This window comes from Marinobacter sp. (genome assembly GCF_039977835.1).
In the GTDB taxonomy this organism is placed as follows: domain Bacteria; phylum Pseudomonadota; class Gammaproteobacteria; order Pseudomonadales; family Oleiphilaceae; genus Marinobacter.
Window position 1 is genome coordinate 335,382 of sequence record NZ_JBDWCL010000004.1, and the last position, 20,343, is coordinate 355,724.

23 protein-coding genes are annotated in these 20,343 nt (G+C 56.9%); 7 read left to right on the forward strand and 16 right to left on the reverse strand.

The annotated features are described in order from the left end of the window. Positions 1 to 34 precede the first annotated feature (34 nt). Positions 35 to 1,237: an alpha-hydroxy acid oxidase gene (locus ABJM11_RS01995; RefSeq protein ID WP_348296949.1), complete on the forward strand. Its 1,203-nt coding sequence runs from the start codon at positions 35 to 37 to the stop codon at positions 1,235 to 1,237. On the opposite strand, the gene ABJM11_RS02000 is transcribed toward ABJM11_RS01995, so the two are convergent. The 16 genes from ABJM11_RS02000 to ABJM11_RS02075 form a co-directional block, all read right to left on the reverse strand. Beyond that, positions 1,182 to 2,681 (reverse strand): ethanolamine ammonia-lyase reactivating factor EutA, encoded by a 1,500-nt coding sequence (locus tag ABJM11_RS02000; protein WP_348296950.1) that lies wholly within the window; start codon positions 2,679 to 2,681, stop codon positions 1,182 to 1,184. The genes ABJM11_RS01995 and ABJM11_RS02000 overlap by 56 nt on opposite strands. A gap of 34 nt (positions 2,682 to 2,715) precedes the next feature. Beyond that, the gene (locus ABJM11_RS02005; RefSeq protein WP_348296951.1) at positions 2,716 to 3,852 is read right to left on the reverse strand and encodes a cupin domain-containing protein; all 1,137 of its coding nucleotides are present in this window, start codon (positions 3,850 to 3,852) and stop codon (positions 2,716 to 2,718) included. A gap of 309 nt (positions 3,853 to 4,161) precedes the next feature. After that, a complete protein-coding gene (locus ABJM11_RS02010) occupies positions 4,162 to 4,449 on the reverse strand; it encodes a hypothetical protein (RefSeq protein WP_348296979.1) in 288 nt (95 codons plus the stop codon). A 221-nt stretch (positions 4,450 to 4,670) separates the two neighbouring features. Beyond that, positions 4,671 to 5,942 carry an MFS transporter gene (locus ABJM11_RS02015; protein ID WP_348296952.1) on the reverse strand — a complete coding sequence of 424 codons (1,272 nt, stop codon included), beginning with the start codon at positions 5,940 to 5,942 and terminating at the stop codon, positions 4,671 to 4,673. Position 5,943: 1 nt separating this feature from the next. Further along, positions 5,944 to 7,455, reverse strand: coding sequence for an ethanolamine ammonia-lyase reactivating factor EutA (locus ABJM11_RS02020; protein ID WP_348296953.1), 1,512 nt, complete (start codon positions 7,453 to 7,455; stop codon positions 5,944 to 5,946). Between the two features lie 74 nt (positions 7,456 to 7,529). Beyond that, positions 7,530 to 8,720, reverse strand: coding sequence for a cupin domain-containing protein (locus ABJM11_RS02025; protein WP_007153633.1), 1,191 nt, complete (start codon positions 8,718 to 8,720; stop codon positions 7,530 to 7,532). Positions 8,721 to 8,871: 151 nt separating this feature from the next. Next, the gene (locus ABJM11_RS02030) at positions 8,872 to 9,402 is read right to left on the reverse strand and encodes a chromate transporter (RefSeq protein WP_348296954.1); all 531 of its coding nucleotides are present in this window, start codon (positions 9,400 to 9,402) and stop codon (positions 8,872 to 8,874) included. Further along, a complete protein-coding gene (locus tag ABJM11_RS02035; RefSeq protein ID WP_007153631.1) occupies positions 9,399 to 10,013 on the reverse strand; it encodes a chromate transporter in 615 nt (204 codons plus the stop codon). Before ABJM11_RS02035 ends, ABJM11_RS02030 begins: the two co-directional genes overlap by 4 nt. Continuing rightward, positions 10,003 to 10,848, reverse strand: coding sequence for an ABC transporter ATP-binding protein (locus tag ABJM11_RS02040; protein WP_348296955.1), 846 nt, complete (start codon positions 10,846 to 10,848; stop codon positions 10,003 to 10,005). Before ABJM11_RS02040 ends, ABJM11_RS02035 begins: the two co-directional genes overlap by 11 nt. Then, entirely contained in the window at positions 10,845 to 11,606 is a 762-nt protein-coding gene (cbiQ, locus tag ABJM11_RS02045) for a cobalt ECF transporter T component CbiQ (RefSeq protein ID WP_007153629.1), read from the reverse strand. Before cbiQ ends, ABJM11_RS02040 begins: the two co-directional genes overlap by 4 nt. After that, positions 11,603 to 12,172 carry a hypothetical protein gene (locus ABJM11_RS02050; RefSeq protein WP_007153628.1) on the reverse strand — a complete coding sequence of 190 codons (570 nt, stop codon included), beginning with the start codon at positions 12,170 to 12,172 and terminating at the stop codon, positions 11,603 to 11,605. The genes cbiQ and ABJM11_RS02050 overlap by 4 nt, the downstream gene beginning before the upstream one ends. Then, positions 12,159 to 12,785: a cobalt transporter CbiM gene (gene cbiM / locus ABJM11_RS02055; protein ID WP_348296956.1), complete on the reverse strand. Its 627-nt coding sequence runs from the start codon at positions 12,783 to 12,785 to the stop codon at positions 12,159 to 12,161. The genes ABJM11_RS02050 and cbiM overlap by 14 nt, the downstream gene beginning before the upstream one ends. A 10-nt stretch (positions 12,786 to 12,795) precedes the next feature. Further along, positions 12,796 to 13,575, reverse strand: coding sequence for a DUF4198 domain-containing protein (locus ABJM11_RS02060; protein WP_348296957.1), 780 nt, complete (start codon positions 13,573 to 13,575; stop codon positions 12,796 to 12,798). 30 nt (positions 13,576 to 13,605) lie between these two features. Continuing rightward, positions 13,606 to 14,622 (reverse strand): 2Fe-2S iron-sulfur cluster-binding protein, encoded by a 1,017-nt coding sequence (locus ABJM11_RS02065; RefSeq protein ID WP_007153625.1) that lies wholly within the window; start codon positions 14,620 to 14,622, stop codon positions 13,606 to 13,608. A 24-nt stretch (positions 14,623 to 14,646) separates the two neighbouring features. Then, positions 14,647 to 15,507, reverse strand: a complete 861-nt coding sequence (locus ABJM11_RS02070) for an IclR family transcriptional regulator (protein WP_348296958.1) — start codon at positions 15,505 to 15,507, stop codon at positions 14,647 to 14,649. Between the two features lie 129 nt (positions 15,508 to 15,636). After that, positions 15,637 to 15,954: a non-heme iron oxygenase ferredoxin subunit gene (locus ABJM11_RS02075; protein ID WP_007153623.1), complete on the reverse strand. Its 318-nt coding sequence runs from the start codon at positions 15,952 to 15,954 to the stop codon at positions 15,637 to 15,639. 192 nt (positions 15,955 to 16,146) lie between these two features. On the opposite strand from ABJM11_RS02075, the gene ABJM11_RS02080 reads away from it, so the two are divergent. Genes ABJM11_RS02080 through ABJM11_RS02105 form a run of 6 tightly spaced genes read left to right on the forward strand, consistent with a single transcriptional unit; the run spans position 16,147 to position 20,331 of the window. After that, positions 16,147 to 17,433, forward strand: a complete 1,287-nt coding sequence (locus ABJM11_RS02080) for an aromatic ring-hydroxylating dioxygenase subunit alpha (protein ID WP_007153622.1) — start codon at positions 16,147 to 16,149, stop codon at positions 17,431 to 17,433. A 59-nt stretch (positions 17,434 to 17,492) separates the two neighbouring features. After that, the gene (locus ABJM11_RS02085) at positions 17,493 to 17,984 is read left to right on the forward strand and encodes a hypothetical protein (RefSeq protein ID WP_348296959.1); all 492 of its coding nucleotides are present in this window, start codon (positions 17,493 to 17,495) and stop codon (positions 17,982 to 17,984) included. Positions 17,985 to 18,030: 46 nt separating this feature from the next. Further along, positions 18,031 to 18,723, forward strand: coding sequence for a class II aldolase/adducin family protein (locus ABJM11_RS02090; protein WP_348296960.1), 693 nt, complete (start codon positions 18,031 to 18,033; stop codon positions 18,721 to 18,723). A 32-nt stretch (positions 18,724 to 18,755) separates the two neighbouring features. Further along, positions 18,756 to 19,169, forward strand: coding sequence for a hypothetical protein (locus ABJM11_RS02095; protein WP_348296961.1), 414 nt, complete (start codon positions 18,756 to 18,758; stop codon positions 19,167 to 19,169). A 23-nt stretch (positions 19,170 to 19,192) separates the two neighbouring features. Continuing rightward, a complete protein-coding gene (locus tag ABJM11_RS02100; protein ID WP_007153618.1) occupies positions 19,193 to 19,819 on the forward strand; it encodes a hypothetical protein in 627 nt (208 codons plus the stop codon). Between the two features lie 38 nt (positions 19,820 to 19,857). Continuing rightward, positions 19,858 to 20,331, forward strand: coding sequence for a hypothetical protein (locus ABJM11_RS02105; RefSeq protein ID WP_244264412.1), 474 nt, complete (start codon positions 19,858 to 19,860; stop codon positions 20,329 to 20,331). Positions 20,332 to 20,343 lie beyond the last annotated feature (12 nt).

A 20,343-nucleotide genomic window follows, 5' to 3' on the forward strand; every position in this document is an offset into this window, starting at 1 on the left:
GTCGCCGACGGTCGGCATTGGGTGATAGGCAGTCATGGTAGGGATAGACCATTGTTACAACATTGCGGATTTACGGCGTGCTGCCAAAAGGCGACTTCCCAAAGGGATCTTCGAGTACATTGACCGGGGGTCGGAGGATGAAGTCGCCCTGGCTCATAACCGGGCAGCCTTTGATCGGCTCAAACTGAAAACCAGGGTCCTGGAAGATCTCAGGGACCTGAATACTGACGTTGAGCTGCTGGGGGACGCGTCAGCCATTCCCCTGGCCATCGCGCCCACGGGCATTGCCGGTCTGTGTTCCTACGAAGGTGAGCTTGCCCTGGCCAAAGCTGCGGCCAACGCCGGTGTGCCGTTTACCCTGGCGACCGGTTCGATAACGTCGATGGAAAAAATTGCGGAGCAGGCTCGCGGCCGCCTCTGGTTCCAGCTGTATATGTGGCAGGAGGAGGCGTTGTCGTACCAATTGGTGCAGCGAGCCAAAGACGCCGGGTTTGAGGCGCTGGTTGTCACCGTGGACGCCGCATTGGGCAATAACCGCGAATACAACCAACGCAACGGGTTCAGTATTCCCTTCAAGGTCTCCGCACGATCCATCATCGATATGCTGTGCCACCCCCGGTGGATGGTGTCCGTGCTGGGTCGGTATCTGGCAACGTCCGGTATGCCGCGCCACGAGAATTACCCGGCCAGGTATCAACACCGAATCGCCTTTGGTTCCGGGCAGGCCAAACCCGTGCGACAAAGCGGCATGACTTGGGCCGACATTGGCCGGTTGCGTGAATTCTGGCCCGGTAAGTTCATCGTGAAGGGAATCCTCAGGCCAGAGGACGCGCTACTCGCCATTGAGCATGGCGCCGATGGCATCGTGGTATCCAATCACGGTGGGCGTAATCTGGACAGCAGTGTGGCGTCGATCGATGCGTTGCCCGATATTGTTGCTGCGGTTGCGGGGCGTGCGACGGTCCTTTTCGACAGTGGAATACGGCGTGGAAGCGACATTGCCAAAGCGCTGGCCCTGGGCGCGGACAGTGTACTGGTAGGCCGGGCCACGCTTTATGGCGTTGCCGCAGGCGGCCAGCGAGGCGCCGAACACGCGCTTAAAATCCTGCGGTCAGAGCTTCGTAAAACGATGGCTTACCTGGGGTGCACCGATGTTTCCGAGCTGACGCCGGACATCTTTGCTAAGACTGCTCCTGTGAGGCGGGAAACAATAGAGACTTTACCGTCACAGGAATAATTTCCGTGAAGCCCATGGGCGCACCTATGTCGATATAATCCAGGTCGCCCACCGATATTCCATCGATGGCAACCAGCGTGTTCGGTATCTTCAGTTCTTCTTCGAGCACACCCCCCAGAGATTTGGCGACGTCCTGCTCCAGAAGAAGGTACAGGGGCACGTGCGGGGCCATTTTCGCGACCCTGGCAATGGCATTCGCCAATTCCCGCAAGACTCCGTAATTGAGGGTGCCGTCAATCGAAAAGGCAAGCGCCAGGCCAGCGGTGAGCCCGTGGAGATCGAACTTGATCAAAGCGTTTTGCAGTGCCTCAGCAAACGGGCAGCCCTCCCTCAGGGCGATGGGAACCACTTTGAGTGCGTAGGCGGGCAGTTGGTGGTGCTCGCTGATGTAGCTGGTATTGCCGCTGGCCTGAATGGTGTATTCGCCGGCTCCGATGACGGTCGCCCGAATACCCTGAACCGGTAGCTTTAGTTTGCCGTCGGGCAGGGTATCCAGAAATGCCGACAGCTCGGCGCCAAGAATGGTGCCCAGGTCGCCAAAAGACGCCTGAGCTTTACCGTGAATATGCTCCGAAACGCCGCCGGAAAACACAATGTGATCGATCCGGTCCAGCCCGGGAAAGCCACGAACTGGTTCTGTGACCATCAGACTGGCCGCCAACTCGGAGATCTCCTCGCCTTTCAGAACGCTGATCAGGGTTTGCGCCATTAATCGTCCCAGTTCACCTTGTTGCTCTTCGGTGATCGCCTGGCCGAGTTCCAGCTCATGGCCGCATTCTGCCAGTAGACGCCGGCCGGCCTCTTCGATGCGGGTAAGACGATGTTGCTGGTCAAACGCGACCAGCCGGGCGCCAATGCTGAGGGACGCGGTACCGGTGACCGTCCCCCGGTCGATCAGGGACAGTTTGGTTGTGCCGCCTCCCATATCGACGTTAAGCACTGTGGCCTGGTGGTGGTTCGAAAGATCGACCGCACCGCAGCCATAGGCTGCTAGCAGCGCTTCGTGATGTGGCCCTGCAGAGGCACAGATGAACTTACCGGAGTCACTGGCGAAGAAATTGGCAATGGGTTGCGCGTTCTCCTTCTTCAATGCCTCACCGGTGATGACCACAACACCGGTATCAATGTCGTCACGCTCCAGCCCTGCTTCCTGATAGGCCTCTCGTATGAAGGTTTTGACCTGTTCGATGTCAATCCGGGTGGCCGAGACATAGGGGGTCAACAGAATACTCGAGCGATACAGGAGTTCTCGTTCAGTCACCTTGAATCGCCCGGAGTAATTGCCACTCTCGCGTCTTAATGTAAGCCGGGAAAACACCAGGTGTGTCGTGGACGAGCCAATATCTATGCCTACGCTGGTGAGCGTGAACATTTCCAGTCCTTCGATCTCGTCGCCAAACTCGAATTCGGAGGGATGTTCGTGATCAAAGTCGGCATCGTGCATTGGACACTCCTGCGGTATCGATCAACCGCTTCTATCAGCCGTTGGTCTTGGCGAACTCGGCCCAGTCAAAGTCCGGGTCGGTGTAGGCTTCCGCCGGCATGACGGTGGCGGTGTTGTTCTTGGCCAGTTCCTCTTCAAATTTCTCCCGGATCCACGGATCTTCATCGACGTATTCGATCTGATCTTTCGCCCGATCCTTCATTTTGTCGGCATGGCCATGGAACTGAACGGGTGGATGCATCGCCAGGTAGCGAGCGGGCTCACTGCCGGTGTTGAAATGCTGGTGAAACCAGCGATCCGGCGGAACAAACATACTGCATTCATGCCAGGGAACCACCACCTTTTCCTTGCCCTCTTCCCACAGGATCGAGTAACCCTCGCCCTTGGGAATAACAATGGCCCGGCCTGGCCCATGGCGGTGGGCTTTCTTATACATGCCTGCGCCGAACTGGGACATGTGGGCCGACAACTCGGTGTGGGGAAATTGCATAAAAACGCTTTTGCCGCCGGCGCCGCGCCGGATATTCGCTTCCAGTTTGTCCCACGCCCGCATGTCTGGGAAAAAGTTGCCGTACCAGTACGCCCGTTTGCTATCGACCGTTCCATCGGGGCGTTCTTTAGGCTTCACCATTTTGGCTTCTGAGTAAAAGTCCTGGCCCAGGTCCGGTGGATTTATGGCCATCGGATTATTGAAGAAAAATTCGGCGTCGGGTACGGCGGACATCGCCATCGGAAGGTAGTTGTAAATCAGCACGCGCACCGGGCGGTCGCCGTGGGCATTGCTCAGCTGATAGTTGTGGTGCCGAGGCAGCAGGAACATGCTGTGGGCCTGCCACTCAAATGTCTGCTTGGCTTGCCCGTCTTCGGGCCAAAGGGTGGTGAGGCCTCTACCATCGAGCGGATAGCAGATTTCGTCAAAGGCAAGGCGAATCGAATCGAGGCTTCCGCCGGGCGGAATCTCTACAACACGGGTAGAGCTGACACCTTCCTGACCGGTTAATTGAACGAAGGCTGCCTGACAGTTCTGTTGCGTCCAATGCCCCAGCTCAATGGTTCTCAAGTCTTCAATGTAATAGCCCTTATGGATAGGAATACCCTGCTCTTCCATCCACAGATCGTAGGAAAAGACTTTTGACCACATCTGCTGTTCGCGCCGCTTGGGTTTTGTCACCGAAATCACTCCGCTGCTTGTTATTTGAGTAAGAGTTCCGCCAAGGCGGAATGATCATACTGTCGACAGCGACAGGCGCATGGCAAATGACTTTTTGTGAGAAATATATACGAATTTTGATTCGAATCAGGGACTTTGCCGCTAGCGGATGCGGACCATATCCGAGTTCAGGATGAGCAATCGGAGCGTTTCAGCAGGCTTGCTATGGGGGGGGAGGTTAGAAACAGCTCGGCGAGCATCAAAATGCGGGACTGTGTGCCGCATCTCGAGAGCTCGCCGAATAATTAAGGCAATGTGCAACCAAGCGCGTTAAGCGCTAACTGCGTCCTTGCTGCAGGCGCTGTTCGTGTCTTCTGAAGACTTGAACAACTGCCCAATGCTGCGGCTGATCCACGAGAACAGAGCGAGCAGGTCAGTTGCCAAAGGGTTGGCAGTTGCAATTTCCAGAGCGTTACCGTTGCTGACGACACGAACTTCACCGTCTTGATCAGCGGCATTGATTTTTGCGGCCATGGCAGCGGCTTCGTCTGCTGATTTGTAGCTGATGGTGACGAGTTTTTCGTTCCCCATAATGTAATCTCCGGTTGAATCTTGCAGTGAAAAGAACTTTGTTACGTTTAAGTGTTACCTATAGTAGCACAACGTTCCGCAAATGGGAAGTTGGTGCTGGATTGGTCGGGTAGTAGTAACCGAAACGTGCCAAAGAATAAAAAAACAGCATGGACCGCTATTTACGTTGGTAGGTCAAGGATGGATTGACAGACTGTGAGAACAACAAGGTGAGGTAGGTGCGGCCTGGGTGTTACCTGGTTTCCCATTCAGAACGGTTTTTTGCGAGGCTCCGGAACGGTAAGGACCAAAATGGATAGAGCCATTCCCTGCAGTAGAATACAGGTGATGAAGAGTGACTGATAACTGAAAAAAGCCAGTATAGCACCGCCCAATACGGGGCCAATGGCGGCAATAAGGCTGACCGCCGCGCTTGATGCAGCGAGCCGCCGGGGCACATTTTCGACGCGGCCAAACTCCAGGATCAGATTCTGCCCGGATTGCACGAAACCTCCGCGACTGAGTCCCACCAGGGCAAAAAACAGGATCATTCCGAGTAAATCGGTAACAAAAAGCAGTAAAAGGTGAGACAGAATCCACAGTGACAGGGTCGAAACCATCACTATTCGGTGTCCTTTGTAGTCCGCAAGAATGCCCCAGACCATATTGGTGATGCTGGGTATGATCATCCAGACCAGCGTCAGCAGGCCAAGTTCACTGCCACTGATATTCATGCGGGTAGCGGCGAACAGGATGTAGAAAGGCATTGCCATGCGACCAAAGGCGGCGAGCGCCCGCGCCACGAAGAATTTGGCGAAGGCAGGGTCGTTGCGAAGAAGGCTGGGGATGGAACGTACGACCTCGCGCGTGGAAGCCCGTTCGCGAACTTTCACCGACGCTGGCTCGCAGGTGAAGGCTACGATCGCCATACCGGCTACGCCAATGGCGAATGCCATCAGGAAAACCGATGCGTAGCCGTTTCCCAATACGTTGTTCTCAATCAGGTAGGCGCCTGCGAAATACGAGACCAGGGCTGATGTCAGGCCCGCGAGGAAACTTCTCGCGCCGGCAATGACGCCGCGGCGCTTGACCGGAATAACCTTGGCTCTCAGGGAGTTGAGCGTGACCTGTGACATGCCCTGAAAAAAGCCCATCAGGGCCAGAAAAGCGGTCACCGCGTACAGTGCATGAACGTTGCTGAGCAGGAATCCTGCCATGGCCATGCCCAGGATCTGCAGCCGCATCAGCACGCCCAGAATCAGCGTGGTGCTGAGAATGCGTTCTCGATGTCCGATCAGGGCGGCGCCAAAAAATGGCGAAAATATGCGCCCGCTGGCTTCGAGAGACCGTGCAAGACCCACCACAAAGTCCGAGCCGGAAATGGCGAACAGATAGGCCGGAATAAACGTGGGGGCCTGCACCAGCCGAACACCGGTCTGCCCAAACATCCCGTTCAGGATCTGGACAGTGGCGTTGCGTTTGAAGTGCCGGTTGACCAGGCGCTGATAGGTTTCGTTCAGGCCCTCTGGCTGATCCTGCATCCTATGGCTTTGACTCGACTGGCTTTCCCAGTGCTGCAGAGGGCGGGAACACCAGGGACTTGATCACCACTGGCACCGCGCCTGAAGACTCCATCAGGGCGCCGATATCGATAAAATCAAATTCTTTCAGTTTGATTCCGTCAATCGAGACGATGGCTTTGTCCAACTGGACGGTCTCGGAACAGTGGAGCCCGATCAGGCCGCCAATATCACCGTCGCTGACCAGAATAAGTGGCAGATTCTTGTCCAGTATCGGTGCCAGACCCTTGATGACACCGCGACAGAAAGCGTCGAGTCGGCCAAAGGTCGCCGAGCCCTGCCACCGGAAGCACAGAGCAACGGGCTTCTCCCCGTCGTGCAAATCCAGCCGACGAAGGGCGACGCCGATGGACTCGGCGAGCGCGTCGACATCCAGGTCGTCGCTGGCCAGTGGCAGGTCTGGGGTGATCACCGGTACGTTGCGCACGGGCAGCGTTTCATGGGGCTCTACAAATATCGTGCTGCCGCTGACCTGAATTGTGTATTGGGAGGCACCTACGACCGTTGCTCTTAAACCCTCCGCGGGTGACACCAGCTTGGGGCCCCAGTTTGCCACTTTGCGCGCAACGGCCTCGGCAAGCATTGGCCCCAGGTCGCCGTAGCCGGTTTCTGCTTTTGCGTAGATGTATTCCGACACCCCGCCAGAGAACGACAGGGTGTCTGGTACTGTCGGGTTTTTGAGGGCATCCAGTCGCAACAGTTCCGCGGTGGCCTCGTCCATGGCTGTTCCACCCATGGCCTGGAAAAGCCGATCGGTCATCCGCTCAACAATGTGCGATATCTGTTCATCGGAAAGCTGTTCTCCGCGAACCAGAGTCACGCCGGCTTCCTCGGCAAAGCGCTGGCCGGCTACTTCGTAAAAGGTCACACGGCGGTCATCATCGAAGCAGATGATGCGGGCGCCTACGTCGATGGCGGTGAGGTCGGTAATTTCACCGTCTTTGCAGACGGCGATCTTTGAGGTTCCGCCGCCAATGTCCACGTTCATCGCACACAGATGTTCGCGTTTGGACAATGCCGCGGCACCGGAGCCGAAGGCCACCAGGGTTGTCTCCAGGCCGTCGCCGGCACTGACAGACACGAATTTCCCTGCCTGACTGGCGAACAGTTCGCCGATGGCGCGGGCATTGCTGCGGCGCACGGCGACGCCGGTGAGGATGAGAGCGCCAGTATCGATGTCAGCGGGCGTAAGGCCCGCCAGTTCATACTGCCGGTCGATAAACTGCCCGAGCCGGTCGGCGTCAATGGCCATGTCGTCGGTGTAGGGTGTCAGTAGCACCTCGGACTCATGAAACACCGATCTCTCGGTCACAATGTAGCGGTTCCCGACCTGCTCCATAACAATCCGGGAAAACACAAGGTGCGAGGTCGACGAGCCGATGTCGACACCCACACTGGTAAGACGAATTTCGTCCTCCTGTTCCAGGCTTCGCCCAACGCTTGAAAAGATCCTCTGCGCGACTGCTTCCGACATGCCTTAACCCCTGCTATTCACGTGTCATATAACTGAAAAAGCACTGCGTCAAACGCAGTGCTTTTCTCGATGGCTTATTGATCGGAGGGCGGCTGGTATAGCTCGTCCGGCATCTGATTCTCGACGCCTTCGCGCTCCAGCGTTTCCTTGTATTCCTTGCGCAGGTAAGGATCTTCCATCCAGTAAGGAATGGCTGTGCCGCCTTCGTGCAGATCGATGGCGGTGTAGTCAGTATGCTTTTCCCCTGGAGGCCCCGGATCACGGCCCGGGTTGTGCGGTCCGAACCAGGCCGTCAGGCGGAAGGGTTCTTTGGACACACTGAAGTGCTGGTGATACCAACGCGCTCCGCCAGGTGCCGCTGTCACCATGCCGCCGGGCTCGTAGTCCAGTCTGCGAACCTGATCACCATAACCGTCTTTCCAGGGCGTTGGCCCCAGGTGCTCCGGCCAGGTATAGGTGTATCCCTTGCCTTTCAGGCAGATCAGGATTGCCGCGGACGTATGAGCGTGCGCCTTCGAGTAGCGACCGTTTTCATGCTGACCAATCCAGTAATAGAAGGTGTTCTGAGTCATGAACGGCTCGACGCGGCGGTAGCCCGGGGAACGCCGGTTATCCAGAGGCAGCTCGCAGTTGATTGCATCGGGCAGGAAATTGGTGCGGCGCATGGCCAGACCGCGGACCGGGTCCGGTTCAATTTCGTCGTGCTCTTTATAGAAATCATCGGCGCTGCTGAACCTGTCGTGGAACACGTAGGGGTTGTTAAACACGGCGTCGATGTTTTGCAGCGCGTTAATGACGACAGGGGCCGTTGTGCCAGCCTGCAGGAGAGCGCTGTCGTTGGTGGCGTTCACAATCCGATGCCAGGCGTTCATCGGGATGGAGAATATCGAGCCTTTCTGCCATTCGAACACATGCTTCTTGTTCTCGCCTTCAAGCCAGACTTCGGTGGAACCCCGACCCTCGACCACCAGGTAGATTTTTTCAAACATGTGCTTTTCGGGGTGCAGTGCGCCGGCTGGTGGAACCTCGACCACATAGCAGCCCCATTTACCTTCCGTGCCGTAGAGCTGGATGTAGCTGCCCTTGCCGCCGGTTCGCTTCCAGGGAGCGAGAGGCAGATTGCGGACATTCTTGATTCCCAGGTCGCGAAATACCGGAATGCCCTCTTCTTCCATAAACTTGTCGTAGGCTGTGGCGAGTTTCGTGAACTTTCCGAAACCGGCTTTTTTGCCCCCTGAAGGCTCGTTCCACTGTTTACTCGACATTAGCGACTCCTAAAAGTGCGATATTTTATTGTGCGTTCACGGTTCATGTATTGGTTCATTTATTCATGCCCCGTGGCTAAAGACAAATGACCTTTCTTACGATTTCCATAACAAAAATGGTATGTCATTTCTGGGTTGATCACGGCGGCTGTCAGGCCAGCATCCAGCCCGCCAAACCCACGCCTGCGGCGCCCAGAACGATGAACGCCGGTTCCGGGCTGCGCCACCCGACCCATATCGCAATTGCAAGGATCGCTCCTATCTCGATTGGCGTCAGTGCTATCGGCTTGGTTAGATTCCAGGCCGCTGCCGAGATCATGCCCGCGATGACAAATCCGGCAGGAAGGCTGATTCTCTTGATCACCGGCTGTAATCGATCAAACCAGTAGGTGACTGCGCCGGCGCCAACGAGAGTCGGCAGGATAATTCCGATAATGGCCGCGAGGGCACCTGGCAGTCCGTACATGTAATAGCCGATGCCCGATAGAAATCCGGCCTTTGGGCCGGGGCTGAGATAGCCCAGGGCCAACGCCCAGGAAAACAGAGAGGGCTCAAGCAAGCCCGAATTAACCCAGCGATCCTGAATGATCGCAAGCGGACCATTGCCGCCACCCAGCGAGAACAGACTGCTGAAACTGATCAGCAGAAGGATATCCAGAAAACCAACCGTGTCTGAGGTCATGACTCGTTTTCCTCTCCGGGCCTGATCAGCCAGATGCCGAGCGCCAGTCCTGCCAGTGCGGACAAAATCAACGGTGCGCCGAGAATAGCTGAGGCTGCCACCGATGCGCCGATACCTATGCCAATGGTTCGCTGTCGTGGGGTAACCCGGGAACTTCGAATCTGGTGAATCGCATTGCCAAAAAGCAGCCCTATGACACCGATACCAACCGTTCGCGTGAGGGTAGGCATTGGGCCGCCCAGAACGTCGGGGTTCAGAACAATGGCACCGCCAAGAACGCACAGTGCAGGTGGTGCCATGATCGAAAAAAGTGCGACGATGCTTCCCGTCCAGCCGCGCAAACGGAAACCCACCATGCCACCGAACGCCAGGAATTTCGGGGCAGGGATAAGAGTCGCTGCCACCATGAGTGCTTTCTGATCCTCGACCGTCAACCAGGCTCTTTTGATGACGAGTTCCCGCTCGAGCTTTTGAGTGCCGGCCCAGAGTCCCCCAAACGAAGTGGCCCCGATCTTGAACAGGATCAAACTCAGCGTTGCGAGCGAAACCCGTGAGTTCTGGATCGGCTCGATTCGAGATGCGACGGATTGACCGGCAGGGTCATTGGTCATGGTCTTCGACCAGAATTCCCGCTTGCTTGAACGTCACGCTTGGCTCGGACTGTTCTTTAAGCATTGGCGAAGCATCGTGGGAGGCCTCGGCCAGATCGTCTGGGTGCGGGTGACGTGGCTCTTCGCCCTCCGGGTGGACGTGAATATGGCTGTGGGCATGAACATGGGGATGTCGATGAAGAACGGACTTAATAAGTGTGCCATTTTTCAGGATCACGGCACGGTTTGCCAGGCGCTCAACGAAGGCGGCATCGTGGGAGATGAACACCATCGCCAGCGGAAGCCGAAGCAGGTGCTCAGTCAGCAGCTCCTGCGTGGCTTCGTCGAGCCCGGTGGTTGGCTCGTCCAATAGCAGGACGTCCGGTTCCATGGCCAGCACGGTGGCCAGAGCGACCAACCGCTTTTCGCCCCCGGACAATTTGTGGGTGATCCGGTCGGAAAAACTGCCAATGCCCAGTTCATCCAGTGTGCGGCGTGCAATGGCCAGGGCCTCGGGGCCGGACCGTCCGAGGTTCAGCGGCCCAAATGCCACGTCTTCAAGCACGGTCGGGCAGAACAACTGGTTGTCCGAGTCCTGGAAAAGCAGTCCGGCGCGAGCACGAACTTCGCGGAAATCAGCTTCGCTGCGCCGGGGCTTCCCAAAAGCAACGACACGCCCGGAGGACGGGAGGTTCAGTCCGACCATCATTTCCAGCAGTGTGGTCTTGCCGGCGCCATTGGCGCCTAGAATAGCCACCCTTTCGCCGGGGTGCAGTTCGAACTCAACGTCGCTCAGAAGCGTACGGTTTCCAACCTTAAAACAGAGATGATCGAGGGACAACAGAGGCTGAATCACAGCAGAAGCTCCAGAGTAACAAGTGTGCCGAGAGTGGGCAGAGCGACGCACAGCATCAGGCTATCCCTCCATTGCCAGTAAAGCTCATTGATCAGAAAGAAACGGCCATCGAATCCGCGACATTTCATTGCCGCCATTACGCGTTGGGATCGTTCCAGGCTCCGCACCAGTAGCATGCCAAGCAGATTGCCAAGGCTGCGCCAGGTGTGGAAATTGCTGCCCGGCATAAAAGCTCGGGCGCGCATGGCGCGGCGCAGGCTCTGGTACTCCTGGTGAAGCACGCTGATATAGCGGACGGTAAGAAGAAACAGGTGAACCAGCTTTGGTGGCACGTGAAGCCGGGCCAGAGCGTGGCCAAGAACAACCGGCTCGAGAGTGCCAACCAGGGCAAGCAGCATGAGCACCACGGAGTTGGCTTTGAGGGCAATCGTTAGGGCCAGTGTCAGGCCTTCTTCAGTGGCGGTCAGCGGCCCCAGTGTAAACACGGCAGCTCCCGGCGTGGTAAACGGCAGCAGAGCAAGCATCACCAGCATGAAAGCTTCCAGCGCCAAAATGCGGTTAAGTAATAGTGACGGGCGAAGCCCGGCGGCAAGGGCGGTCGCGATTGCAATCATCAGCGCCGCTGTGAGCAATGCCGGGTGATTCAGACTGACCGTCACCAGCGAAAACAGCATCGCCGTAATGATTCGGGTTCTGGGGTCGCGTTGGGTCAACCAGCTTAGCTGGTCGTCGCCCAGTTGCAGGGTTAATCCGTTCATGAGCCGGCCCCGCGTTTTTGGTGCCACCAGGCCGCCAGCCCAAAGATCCCGAAGATGTAACCAATTCCCCCAACAATGTCTTGCAGCCGGACGCTTTCTTCGTAGGCGATCATCTGTTCCCGCAGCGGTCGGACCTGGCGCGCTACAGCGGCCTCAACGATTGCAGACAGTCCGGAGTGGCTGGGTTCTTGGGCGTTGGCTGAGACCGCTGTAGACGAGCTATCCTGATTGGACGGTAGCGCTTCATTGCCGGTCAACTCAGCGGCGGTCACCAGCCACTTGGCAAGGTGTCCGTCTCCGGTATCGGCGACAATAATGTGGTCTTCCATTGAGGTGGCCTGGTAGCTGAACTTACCTTCAGCATCGGGTGTGAGGTTGTCCAGCAAATGCCCGTCGGCATTCATGACTCGAACGCTGGCTCCCGATGCGGGCGTGCCGCCAACAAAGTAGGTGTTGCCGGTGATGCTATTGCCTTCGGCAAACGCAAATACTTTCAGCAAATGGGCCTGCGCAATCGGGCTGACCAATGCCACCAGAAGTATCGTCAGTATCCTAGACCTGACCATAGGCAGCCTCGCGCATGAACAGCAACTCGGGTGCAACACGCTTGATGAAGGACAAGGTTGCACCGGTAACCACGGCTTCGACAAACGCCAGTGGAATAAAGGTCGCCAGCAGGATTTTCGCCGCCGGAACAAATGCATTGCCGCTCATGGCAAGGGCAGCGCAAAGCAAAAGGCCCGTCATGGCAACCGCCGAAGCCCCGCCAATAGCGCCGATCACGAACGCGCCTTTTGGGTTCGAATGGCGCAGGAAGCCGCGAAGAAAGAGCGCACACACCAGTGCCGGTAAGACGATGTTCATGGCGTTAACCCCCATCACCAGCAGGCCGCCGTAACCGAAGAAAACGGCCTGCAATATCAGCGCGATTAGGATGGCTGGCACCGCTGCCCAACCCAGTAGCAAGCCCATTAACCCGTTCAGCAGCAGGTGCACACTACTAACCCCGACCGGAACGCTGATCAGCGATGCGACGAAAAACGCAGCAGCCATCACTGCAGCCTGAGGAATCTGCTCTGACCTCAGACGTTGCACCGCAACCGTCACCGCTGCCACGGTCACGACGGCACCACCAATCAGAATTGGGGTGGCGAGAACGCCATCAGGTATGTGAGCCATATCAGATCCTCTAGTCCATCTCGCGTGCGTGAACCCAGATCAGCGCTCCGGATTCCACGGGGACCTGCTTGCCTTCTGGATTTGTCATGCTACCTGGGGCTTCAAGTAAGGCGGAAAAGCCCCACCAACCACCGCGCGGCATGGCGTAGCTGAAAACGCCGTTGGCATCCGCCCGGACGACCTGTGTGGCGTAAACGTCATTAGGAACATCCAGCGAACCATCGTTGCGCCACTCCACTTCCACTTCCGCAAAGGGGACTGGCTCTCCCTCCTGCTTGACGATGCCGGTAAATAAATTGCCGGCCCAAAGGCCATAAGGGCGCGTGAGTGGCGTGATTTCAACGGGGAAACCCACCTCGGCCTGCCAGTTTTCTTTTCCGCCAAACGCGGGTACCACGGTCTTGGTGTAGTGGACGATCATCAACCCTTCGGCAGGTTCCCAGTAAGGTGCTGGCTCCAGGTAGAACACCAAGTCACCGGGGCCTTTAATGGTGTAATTCGCCATAAAGCTTTGCGGTGCGCTGCCGGTGTTGGCCGTAAGCTGTGACATGAGGTCTTGTTTGCCGGACACAGTAAGCACGCCAAACTGCCTGGGTGTGTCCATGGCCATCACCGGGCCGCCGCTCATTGGGTGGGTAAACTGAAGTTGAAGACCCAACTGGCGCCCCGTCGCCTGGGTGACAATGTCGGTGTCGGGAATCAATTCCTGAAAATGCGCCTGGGCGCCGCTTGCCAATCCGAGGGCGATAACCACGCCTAACAAACACTGCCGGGCTCGAGGTGACGACATGAGAAACTCCAGATAGTTTTCTTTGCTTGTTTAGTAAAACTCGTCGAAATGAATCTGTTCAGGCGGAACCTTCAGGTCGAACAGCAGTTTTTGAACGGCTTGCGCCATGGGCGGTGGACCGGCAAAGTAGATCTCTTTATCGCGGATGCTGTCGCCAAAAATTTCATGGGCTACGTCATGCACGAAACCGGTGTGGCCATCCCAGTCGGCGTCCTCTGGACCAGGGTTGGAAATAGCGGCGTGGAAACGGATGCGATCTCCGAAGCCCGGCAACTCTTCCAGAAACTCGCGGCCACAGACATCCCGGGTCGCTCTGCCGCCGAAGACGAAATCGATCTGGCGGCCTTTCAGCTTGTCGCTGACAGCCGCAGCCCGGGTAATGGAAACCATGGGTGACAATCCGGAGCCGCCGGCCAGACACAAGATGTCTCGCGGGGCATCCTCCCGTAAAAAGGCGGTGCCGTAGGGCCCGTCCAGTTTGATGGTGTCGCCGGTATTTACCCGATCAAACAGACAGGTTGTGGCAGCACCGTTTGGTACGCGCTTGATCTGGAAGTGCCACTCCGAGCCTTCTTTGGTGACGTTGCTCATGGAGTAAGCGCGTCCGCCGTCAACACCGGGAAGGCCAAGAAGTGCGTATTGGCCGGGAAGGAAGGGGGTGGGTGTTTTGAGTTCAAAAAAGAACTCGCTGATGTCGTGGGTAATGGTGCTTTTCGCTTTCAGCGTCATCTCAGTGCGCGCTGGCAGAATCTCTGGCGTGTAGGCGTCGTCAAACCTCAGTTTTATGCGACAGTCCCCTTTCGGGTGAGCCTGGCAGCCCAGATAACGGTTGCGCTTCAGATCCCGCTCGCCCCATGCGGGGGCGTCTTCTCGTGCGTGTTCTACCTCGCCGTCCAGCAGCTGAAAGCGACAGTTGCCGCAGGATCCAACGTTGCAGGCGTAGGGAAAACCCTTGCCTGCCCGCAGCGCTGCTCTGAGTATGGTGTCATCCTGCTCGCATTCGAACGACTGCTCTTCTGTTTTACCTTCGACTGTGATTTGCACCATGTTGGCTGATTCCCACTATTTTTGTCATGTGTGTAGATCCGGCTGATCCGAGATGTAGCCGAGGCGAAGGGAAATAGCCTGGGCTGTTTCCACCACGCGGCGCGAGAGCATCTCCATTCTTTTGGCATCAACGCGCTGATCAGGTACGGTCACGCCGATCGCGGAAGTGACGCTACCATCGGCGTTGCGCACCGGAGCGGAGACGCAGATAGCGCCAAGCTTCGCGTTCTCTTCTTCAGCGGCAAATCCGTCGATCCGGATCCGCTCAATTTCTTTGTAGAGTTCTTTTCGTCTGGCGGCTGACAGACGCGGCTCTGTGCCGATGAGCATTTCCTTGATCTTGTCTTCACTCTGGAACGCGATCATTACCATGCCCAGCGCACTGTCCACAGCCAAGGCAGACATCCCGAGCCTGGGTCTCAGTCGCACCGCTTCCGGGCTCTCAAAATCGTAGATGTAGGTGATCGAGTGGCCTTTCAAAACGGCCAATTCGACGTTTTCCCGAACTTCATCCCGCAGATCGGTCAGCAGATCTTTTGCAACGCTGGTTACTGACAGGCGCTGTCTGACCAGCGCACCGAGCGAGAACAGCCCCAACCCAAGACGGTATCGTTCAGTGACAGGGTCTTGCTCCAGCAGCCCCTCTGCCAGAAGTGTGGTAGCAAGGCGGTGAACCGTACTCTTCGACGCTTTCAGTTGGCGCGAAAGGGTACTGATTCCAAGCTCGGCGTTTTCCTCATTAAAGACCTTTAGCAGTCGGATGGCCGCAGCCACCGAAGACAGCCTGGTGCCGTCTTTCTTACCTTCTGCTTTTTCTTCCGCAGGTTTTGCAACTATGGTCTTTGTGTTTTTGGCGCTAGTTCTTACTTTCTGATTGCTGTTCATAAACAAAATCCTCCTCGACAACCTTGTGTCCGTTTTACGTGTCTTTGCGTTGGTACTATTGCGATTGCGGCAATTATACCTGCATCCAAGCGACAGGTCGTCCAGGTGCGCCTAGAGAGTTTCAACAGATCAAAGCAGCGCCATTACATCGTTATTCTCAACAACAACTTCGTAGGTTTTGATCGGCACCATGCACGGTGGCGCGACGACTTCCCCGGTTCGGATATCAAAGGCGCCGTTGTGGAAGTCGCATTCAATGACGCAGCCGTCGAGATAGCCTTCAGACAGCGAGCCCGGACCATGGGTGCAGCGGTCGTCGGTCACATAAAACTGCCCATCGACGTTGTAGACCGCCAACTCCAAATCATCGATCTCTACCAGCAACGCGCTACCGGGCTCAACGTCGTCAGTACCGCACAGTCGAGTTGGTGTTGGGTTATCTGTCATGTGATCACTCCTGTTAGTTGACGCCCCTATTTTTGCCATGTAAATTTAAAAAATCAAGAACAGCGTTCCGCATAAAGGAATAAATGTTGAATTTGTCGGGGTGGAGGTCGGCGATCGGGTAGACGTAACGCCCTGAAACTCACCCACCCGATTCCTTCAGAAACTGAAAACTGAGCTTTGGAGAACCGGTAAATGTTGCGCCAAGAAGTCAATGAGTTGCTCACCCAAACTGGCCCGGATGCGGCCATGGGTAAAATGTTCCGTCAATACTGGATTCCTGCATTGCTGGCGGAAGAGTTGCCGGAAGACGACTGCCCGCCGGTCAGGGTCAAGCTTTTGTCGGAGCGACTGATCGCTTTTCGCGATTCCGATGGCAAGTACGGCCTGATGGACGAATTCTGCGCCCACCGCGGCGTCTCGCTTTGGTTTGGTCGTAACGAGGAAGGCGGGTTGCGTTGCCCTTATCACGGCTGGAAGTACGACACTAACGGCCAGTGTATTGAAGTGCCGTCCGAGCCTGCAGACAGCGGCTTCTGTGAAAAGATCAAGCTACAGGCCTATCCACTGGTCAAGATCGGAGACATTCTTTGGACCTACATGGGGCCGAAGGAAAGCCAGCCACCTTATCCAGAGTTTGAGTTTGCAACCGTGCCCTCAGAGCAGACGTTTAGCTCCAAGCGGTTCCAGGAATGCAACTGGCTGCAGGCGATGGAAGGCGGAATCGATTCCAGCCACGTGTCGTTCCTCCACAGCGGCAGTCTGAACACGGACCCGCTGTTCAAGGGGGCTCGCGGCAACCAGTACAACATCGCGGACAAAATGCCGTTCTTCGAAGTGGTCAAGCACGAGGGCGGATTGTATGTGGGCGCGCGACGGAACGCCGAGGATGGCAAGTACTACTGGCGCATTACGCCATGGGTAATGCCGTGTTTCACGATGGTGCCACCGCGAGGGGATCACCCCATCCATGGTCACTTCTGGATTCCGATTGATGATGAGAGCTGCTGGGCCTGGAGCTTCGACTATCACCCGACGCGGGCTCTGTCTGATGTCGAGATGGAAGCTCTGGAAGCGGGAAAAGGCGTGCACTGTGAATACGTGCCCGGCACATACATCCCGAAAGCGAACAAGACCAACGACTACCTGATTGATCGCCAGGCTCAGAAAGAGGGGCGCACCTACAGCGGCGTTGAGGGCATTGCGATTCAGGATTCGTCGCTGCAAGAGAGCATGGGTCCGATTGTGGATCGCACCAAGGAGAATCTGGTGTCCACCGACAATGGCGTAATCATGGCGCGTCAGATGCTGCGCAAAGCCGTTACGGCTCTGCGGGACAAGGGGGTGACGCCTCCTGGCGTGGACCCCGCGCACCACCGCACTCGTTCGGTATCGGTGGTTCTGCCTCCGGAGCAAGCGTTTGAAGATGTCTGCAAACAGGATCTCGAGGCGGCTCCGGGTAAACCGCACACTTCGGTTTAAAGGCGGCGGGCGCTCAGGCGCCTAGCCCCAAACCCGGCCCCAAAAGAGCGACAAAGTTTATGGTTAGTCAATCTGTCAAAGCAACGACCGCAGCCGAAAGCCGCTTTCGAATCAGCAACCCGAACTCCAAAGGGCGTTCATCTCTGGTGCTGGGGCTGGAAGCGTCATCTGCGGATCTGCTTGCCAACGTCGCAAGCCGGGAGTGGAGCGGTGCCCGGTTTCGGACGGTGATTCAAACTGGCGGTGTACAGGAAAACGATCTGGTTCTCCAGGCGCCTGACGGGAAGCAAAGCAAACTGTCGGACGAGCTGGTCAATGCCGATGTGGTGGTCATGTTTGCCTGTAGCGGGGACCCGGCGCAAGCCGCGGCCGTAGTGGGCGAGGCCGCCTTCGGACGTCGTAAGATGACGGCGGGTTTCGTGCTTGATGAGCATAATGATCGGCAGGGTCTTGAGAAAACCCTGTCGGCCTTGCGGCCCTACGTTATATCACTGGTCGTTGGTCCAGACGCGGAGTCTTTTGGTGAGACCCTCGAAGCCATTCGGGCTTGACCCATTGGCGCTCGACAACGCCGGCATGCATTCAGGAGTACCTACATTGACGACTTCAGCAGCAACGGTATCCGAGTTCACCCATCAGCTCATCCAGGGCATCGGAGTGCTTGAACGACTTGGAATTATTGATTTTAACGGTCATTTCAGTGTTCGGCTGCCCGACGGTCGTATCCTGATCAACAGCGGTGACTCTGTTCGCAGTGCGCTAACGCCTGCTGATTTTGTGACTGTGGGTCCCGATAGTGAGCTTGATCCCAAGCAGCCCCGCCCCCCCGCCGAGCTTCCGTTGCACCTGGCAGTCTACAAAGCTCGCCCGGACGTCAAATCCGTGGTCCATGGACATCCGAAATGGTCAACCTTGCTGACCAGCGCCGGCCAGCCCTATGAGGTGACGTTGGCGCAGGGTGCGCTTCTGGGTGACATCCCGGTGTTTCCGTCACCGCGGTCGGTAAATAACGAGGAAATTGCAGGTCAAGTCGCGGAAACCCTGGGTGAGGGCAAAGCTGCGCTGCTTCGTGCGCACGGTTCGGTCGTGGCCGCAGACGATGTGCTGGAAGCTACGGTGATGGCAATTTACCTTGAGCTCAATGCTGAGCGACAGGTGCTGGCAGCGCCCCTGGGCGGTGGCTATGTCTTCTCAGAAGCGGAAACCGAAGGCGCCCGAAAAGGCTTGGCCAAACGAGGCCTGTTCGAGAAATGCTGGAACTACTACATCGAAAAATTCGATCTAGGTTAACGAGACCACAATAAAAGACAAGAGGTGACGCCATGTGTGGTGAATTTGAAGAAGAAGACTATATCGATGACCAGTTATTCGGTCGCCTGCTGCAAATGGCAAGCAAGTATGGCGTGTCGCCTGTCCAGGCTGACGAGGCCACGCCCTCGGACCTGTCGACACAAGAGGCTCGAAGCTCCTATATGTCTGGGCTCTTTCAGGCAGGCCTGACACGTGCGGTGAATGATGCCAACAACCTTGCCATGGGTGAGCGCATGGATGCGGTTGCCGGTCAGGCGATTGCGTTTGCGCGGCTCGCGGGGTTTCTGGCCGGCCAACTCCCGCCAGGTGCCGATGTGCTTCGCCCAGTAATTGATGCCTTGATGGAGGGGCATCGGGAACCTGCCGAGTGGGGAGTTTCGGCCCATGACCACCACCATCAGCATGATCATGCGCACCAACATTGAGATGGCGATAAGCATGACTTCCTGTGATTTCTAGAACCAATCGCCAGTGGCTGATTGCCCTGGTTCGAGACGGTTTTGGCAGGAGTTTCTGGTGGTTTTTGGCGTTCGCGATCGTAATGGGCGTGGTGTGTCACCAGCTATTGGGCCCACAGGCTTTTCAGGCCGCGCTCCAGGAAGACATTCAACTACTGGCGGGAATGCTGCCCCGCGTCATTGCGGCTCTGACGGTGGCAGGAATGGTCTGGGTCTTGCTGCCACGGGAACGATTTTCGCGCCTGATTGGCAAGGAAAGTGGCATGCGGGGTCTGGTCATCGCCACTGCGGCCGGGATTATCACCCCTGGCGGGCCGGCTTCCGCTTACCCACTGCTGGCGGTGATGGGTGGTGCTGGCGCCGATCGGGGTGCGCTGATCGCCTATATCACCAGTTGGGCAATCCTGGGGGTGCAGCGAATTCTGATATGGGACCTCCCGTTCATGGGGGCAGACTTCAGCCTGATGAGATTCCTGATCTGCTTGCCTTTACCGATCTTGGCGGGCTTGATCGCGCGCTGGCTTCCTTTGCCACTGTCGCTGCTGGAAGAGCGACCGGCGCAGAGCGTTTTGAAGTCATCCGCAAAGGCTTCCGGAAAAGGGGTGTCTGATCCGTGATATCCATCGGCACGGCAATCGTTTACGGAGCGCCAATTGTGCTTGGCAGCTACGCACTGTCACGCCGGGATGGCACGTTTCAGCAGGGTCTCGTGCGGGCCGTGGAGCAGTTTGTAAAGCTGGTGCCCAGAATGTTTTGCGCCCTGGTGGCTGCAGGGTTTGTTGCCAAGCTGATTCCCACCGCTTTCATCAGCCGTTTCCTGGGTGATGAGGCAGGCATGACCGCGATTCTTATCGGCACGGTCACAGGGCTGGTCATCCCATCCGGGCCAGTGGTCGCATTTTCCATAGCGGCGACCTTTGCCAAGGCCGGGGCAGCGGATTCAGCGCTCGTTGCTTTCATTACGGCCTGGACGCTTTTCGCCATTCACCGTGTTGTGATTTACGAAATTCCATTGTTGGGCCTGTCATTTTTAAGACTACGGCTGTTGTCCGTGTTTTTACTGCCATTGCTTGCAGGTGCAATGACGATGGGCGCTCAGCAATTGTGGGCAGGCATCGGCAGTTATTGAATCGGCCCTGTA

Coding starts and splice junctions, on each gene's coding strand:
- cbiQ (WP_007153629.1), bottom strand. CDS start 11,606: ATGAACGGATTAACCCTGCAACTGGGCGACGACCAGCTAAGCTGGTTG.
- ABJM11_RS02025 (WP_007153633.1), bottom strand. CDS start 8,720: ATGTCGAGTAAACAGTGGAACGAGCCTTCAGGGGGCAAAAAAGCCGGT.
- ABJM11_RS02080 (WP_007153622.1), top strand. CDS start 16,147: ATGTTGCGCCAAGAAGTCAATGAGTTGCTCACCCAAACTGGCCCGGAT.
- ABJM11_RS02050 (WP_007153628.1), bottom strand. CDS start 12,172: ATGGTCAGGTCTAGGATACTGACGATACTTCTGGTGGCATTGGTCAGC.
- ABJM11_RS02060 (WP_348296957.1), bottom strand. CDS start 13,575: ATGTCGTCACCTCGAGCCCGGCAGTGTTTGTTAGGCGTGGTTATCGCC.
- ABJM11_RS02070 (WP_348296958.1), bottom strand. CDS start 15,507: ATGAACAGCAATCAGAAAGTAAGAACTAGCGCCAAAAACACAAAGACC.
- ABJM11_RS02035 (WP_007153631.1), bottom strand. CDS start 10,013: ATGACCAATGACCCTGCCGGTCAATCCGTCGCATCTCGAATCGAGCCG.
- ABJM11_RS02015 (WP_348296952.1), bottom strand. CDS start 5,942: ATGCAGGATCAGCCAGAGGGCCTGAACGAAACCTATCAGCGCCTGGTC.
- ABJM11_RS02075 (WP_007153623.1), bottom strand. CDS start 15,954: ATGACAGATAACCCAACACCAACTCGACTGTGCGGTACTGACGACGTT.
- ABJM11_RS02095 (WP_348296961.1), top strand. CDS start 18,756: ATGTGTGGTGAATTTGAAGAAGAAGACTATATCGATGACCAGTTATTC.
- ABJM11_RS01995 (WP_348296949.1), top strand. CDS start 35: ATGGTAGGGATAGACCATTGTTACAACATTGCGGATTTACGGCGTGCT.
- ABJM11_RS02065 (WP_007153625.1), bottom strand. CDS start 14,622: ATGGTGCAAATCACAGTCGAAGGTAAAACAGAAGAGCAGTCGTTCGAA.
- ABJM11_RS02030 (WP_348296954.1), bottom strand. CDS start 9,402: ATGACCTCAGACACGGTTGGTTTTCTGGATATCCTTCTGCTGATCAGT.
- ABJM11_RS02020 (WP_348296953.1), bottom strand. CDS start 7,455: ATGTCGGAAGCAGTCGCGCAGAGGATCTTTTCAAGCGTTGGGCGAAGC.
- cbiM (WP_348296956.1), bottom strand. CDS start 12,785: ATGGCTCACATACCTGATGGCGTTCTCGCCACCCCAATTCTGATTGGT.
- ABJM11_RS02000 (WP_348296950.1), bottom strand. CDS start 2,681: ATGCACGATGCCGACTTTGATCACGAACATCCCTCCGAATTCGAGTTT.
- ABJM11_RS02085 (WP_348296959.1), top strand. CDS start 17,493: ATGGTTAGTCAATCTGTCAAAGCAACGACCGCAGCCGAAAGCCGCTTT.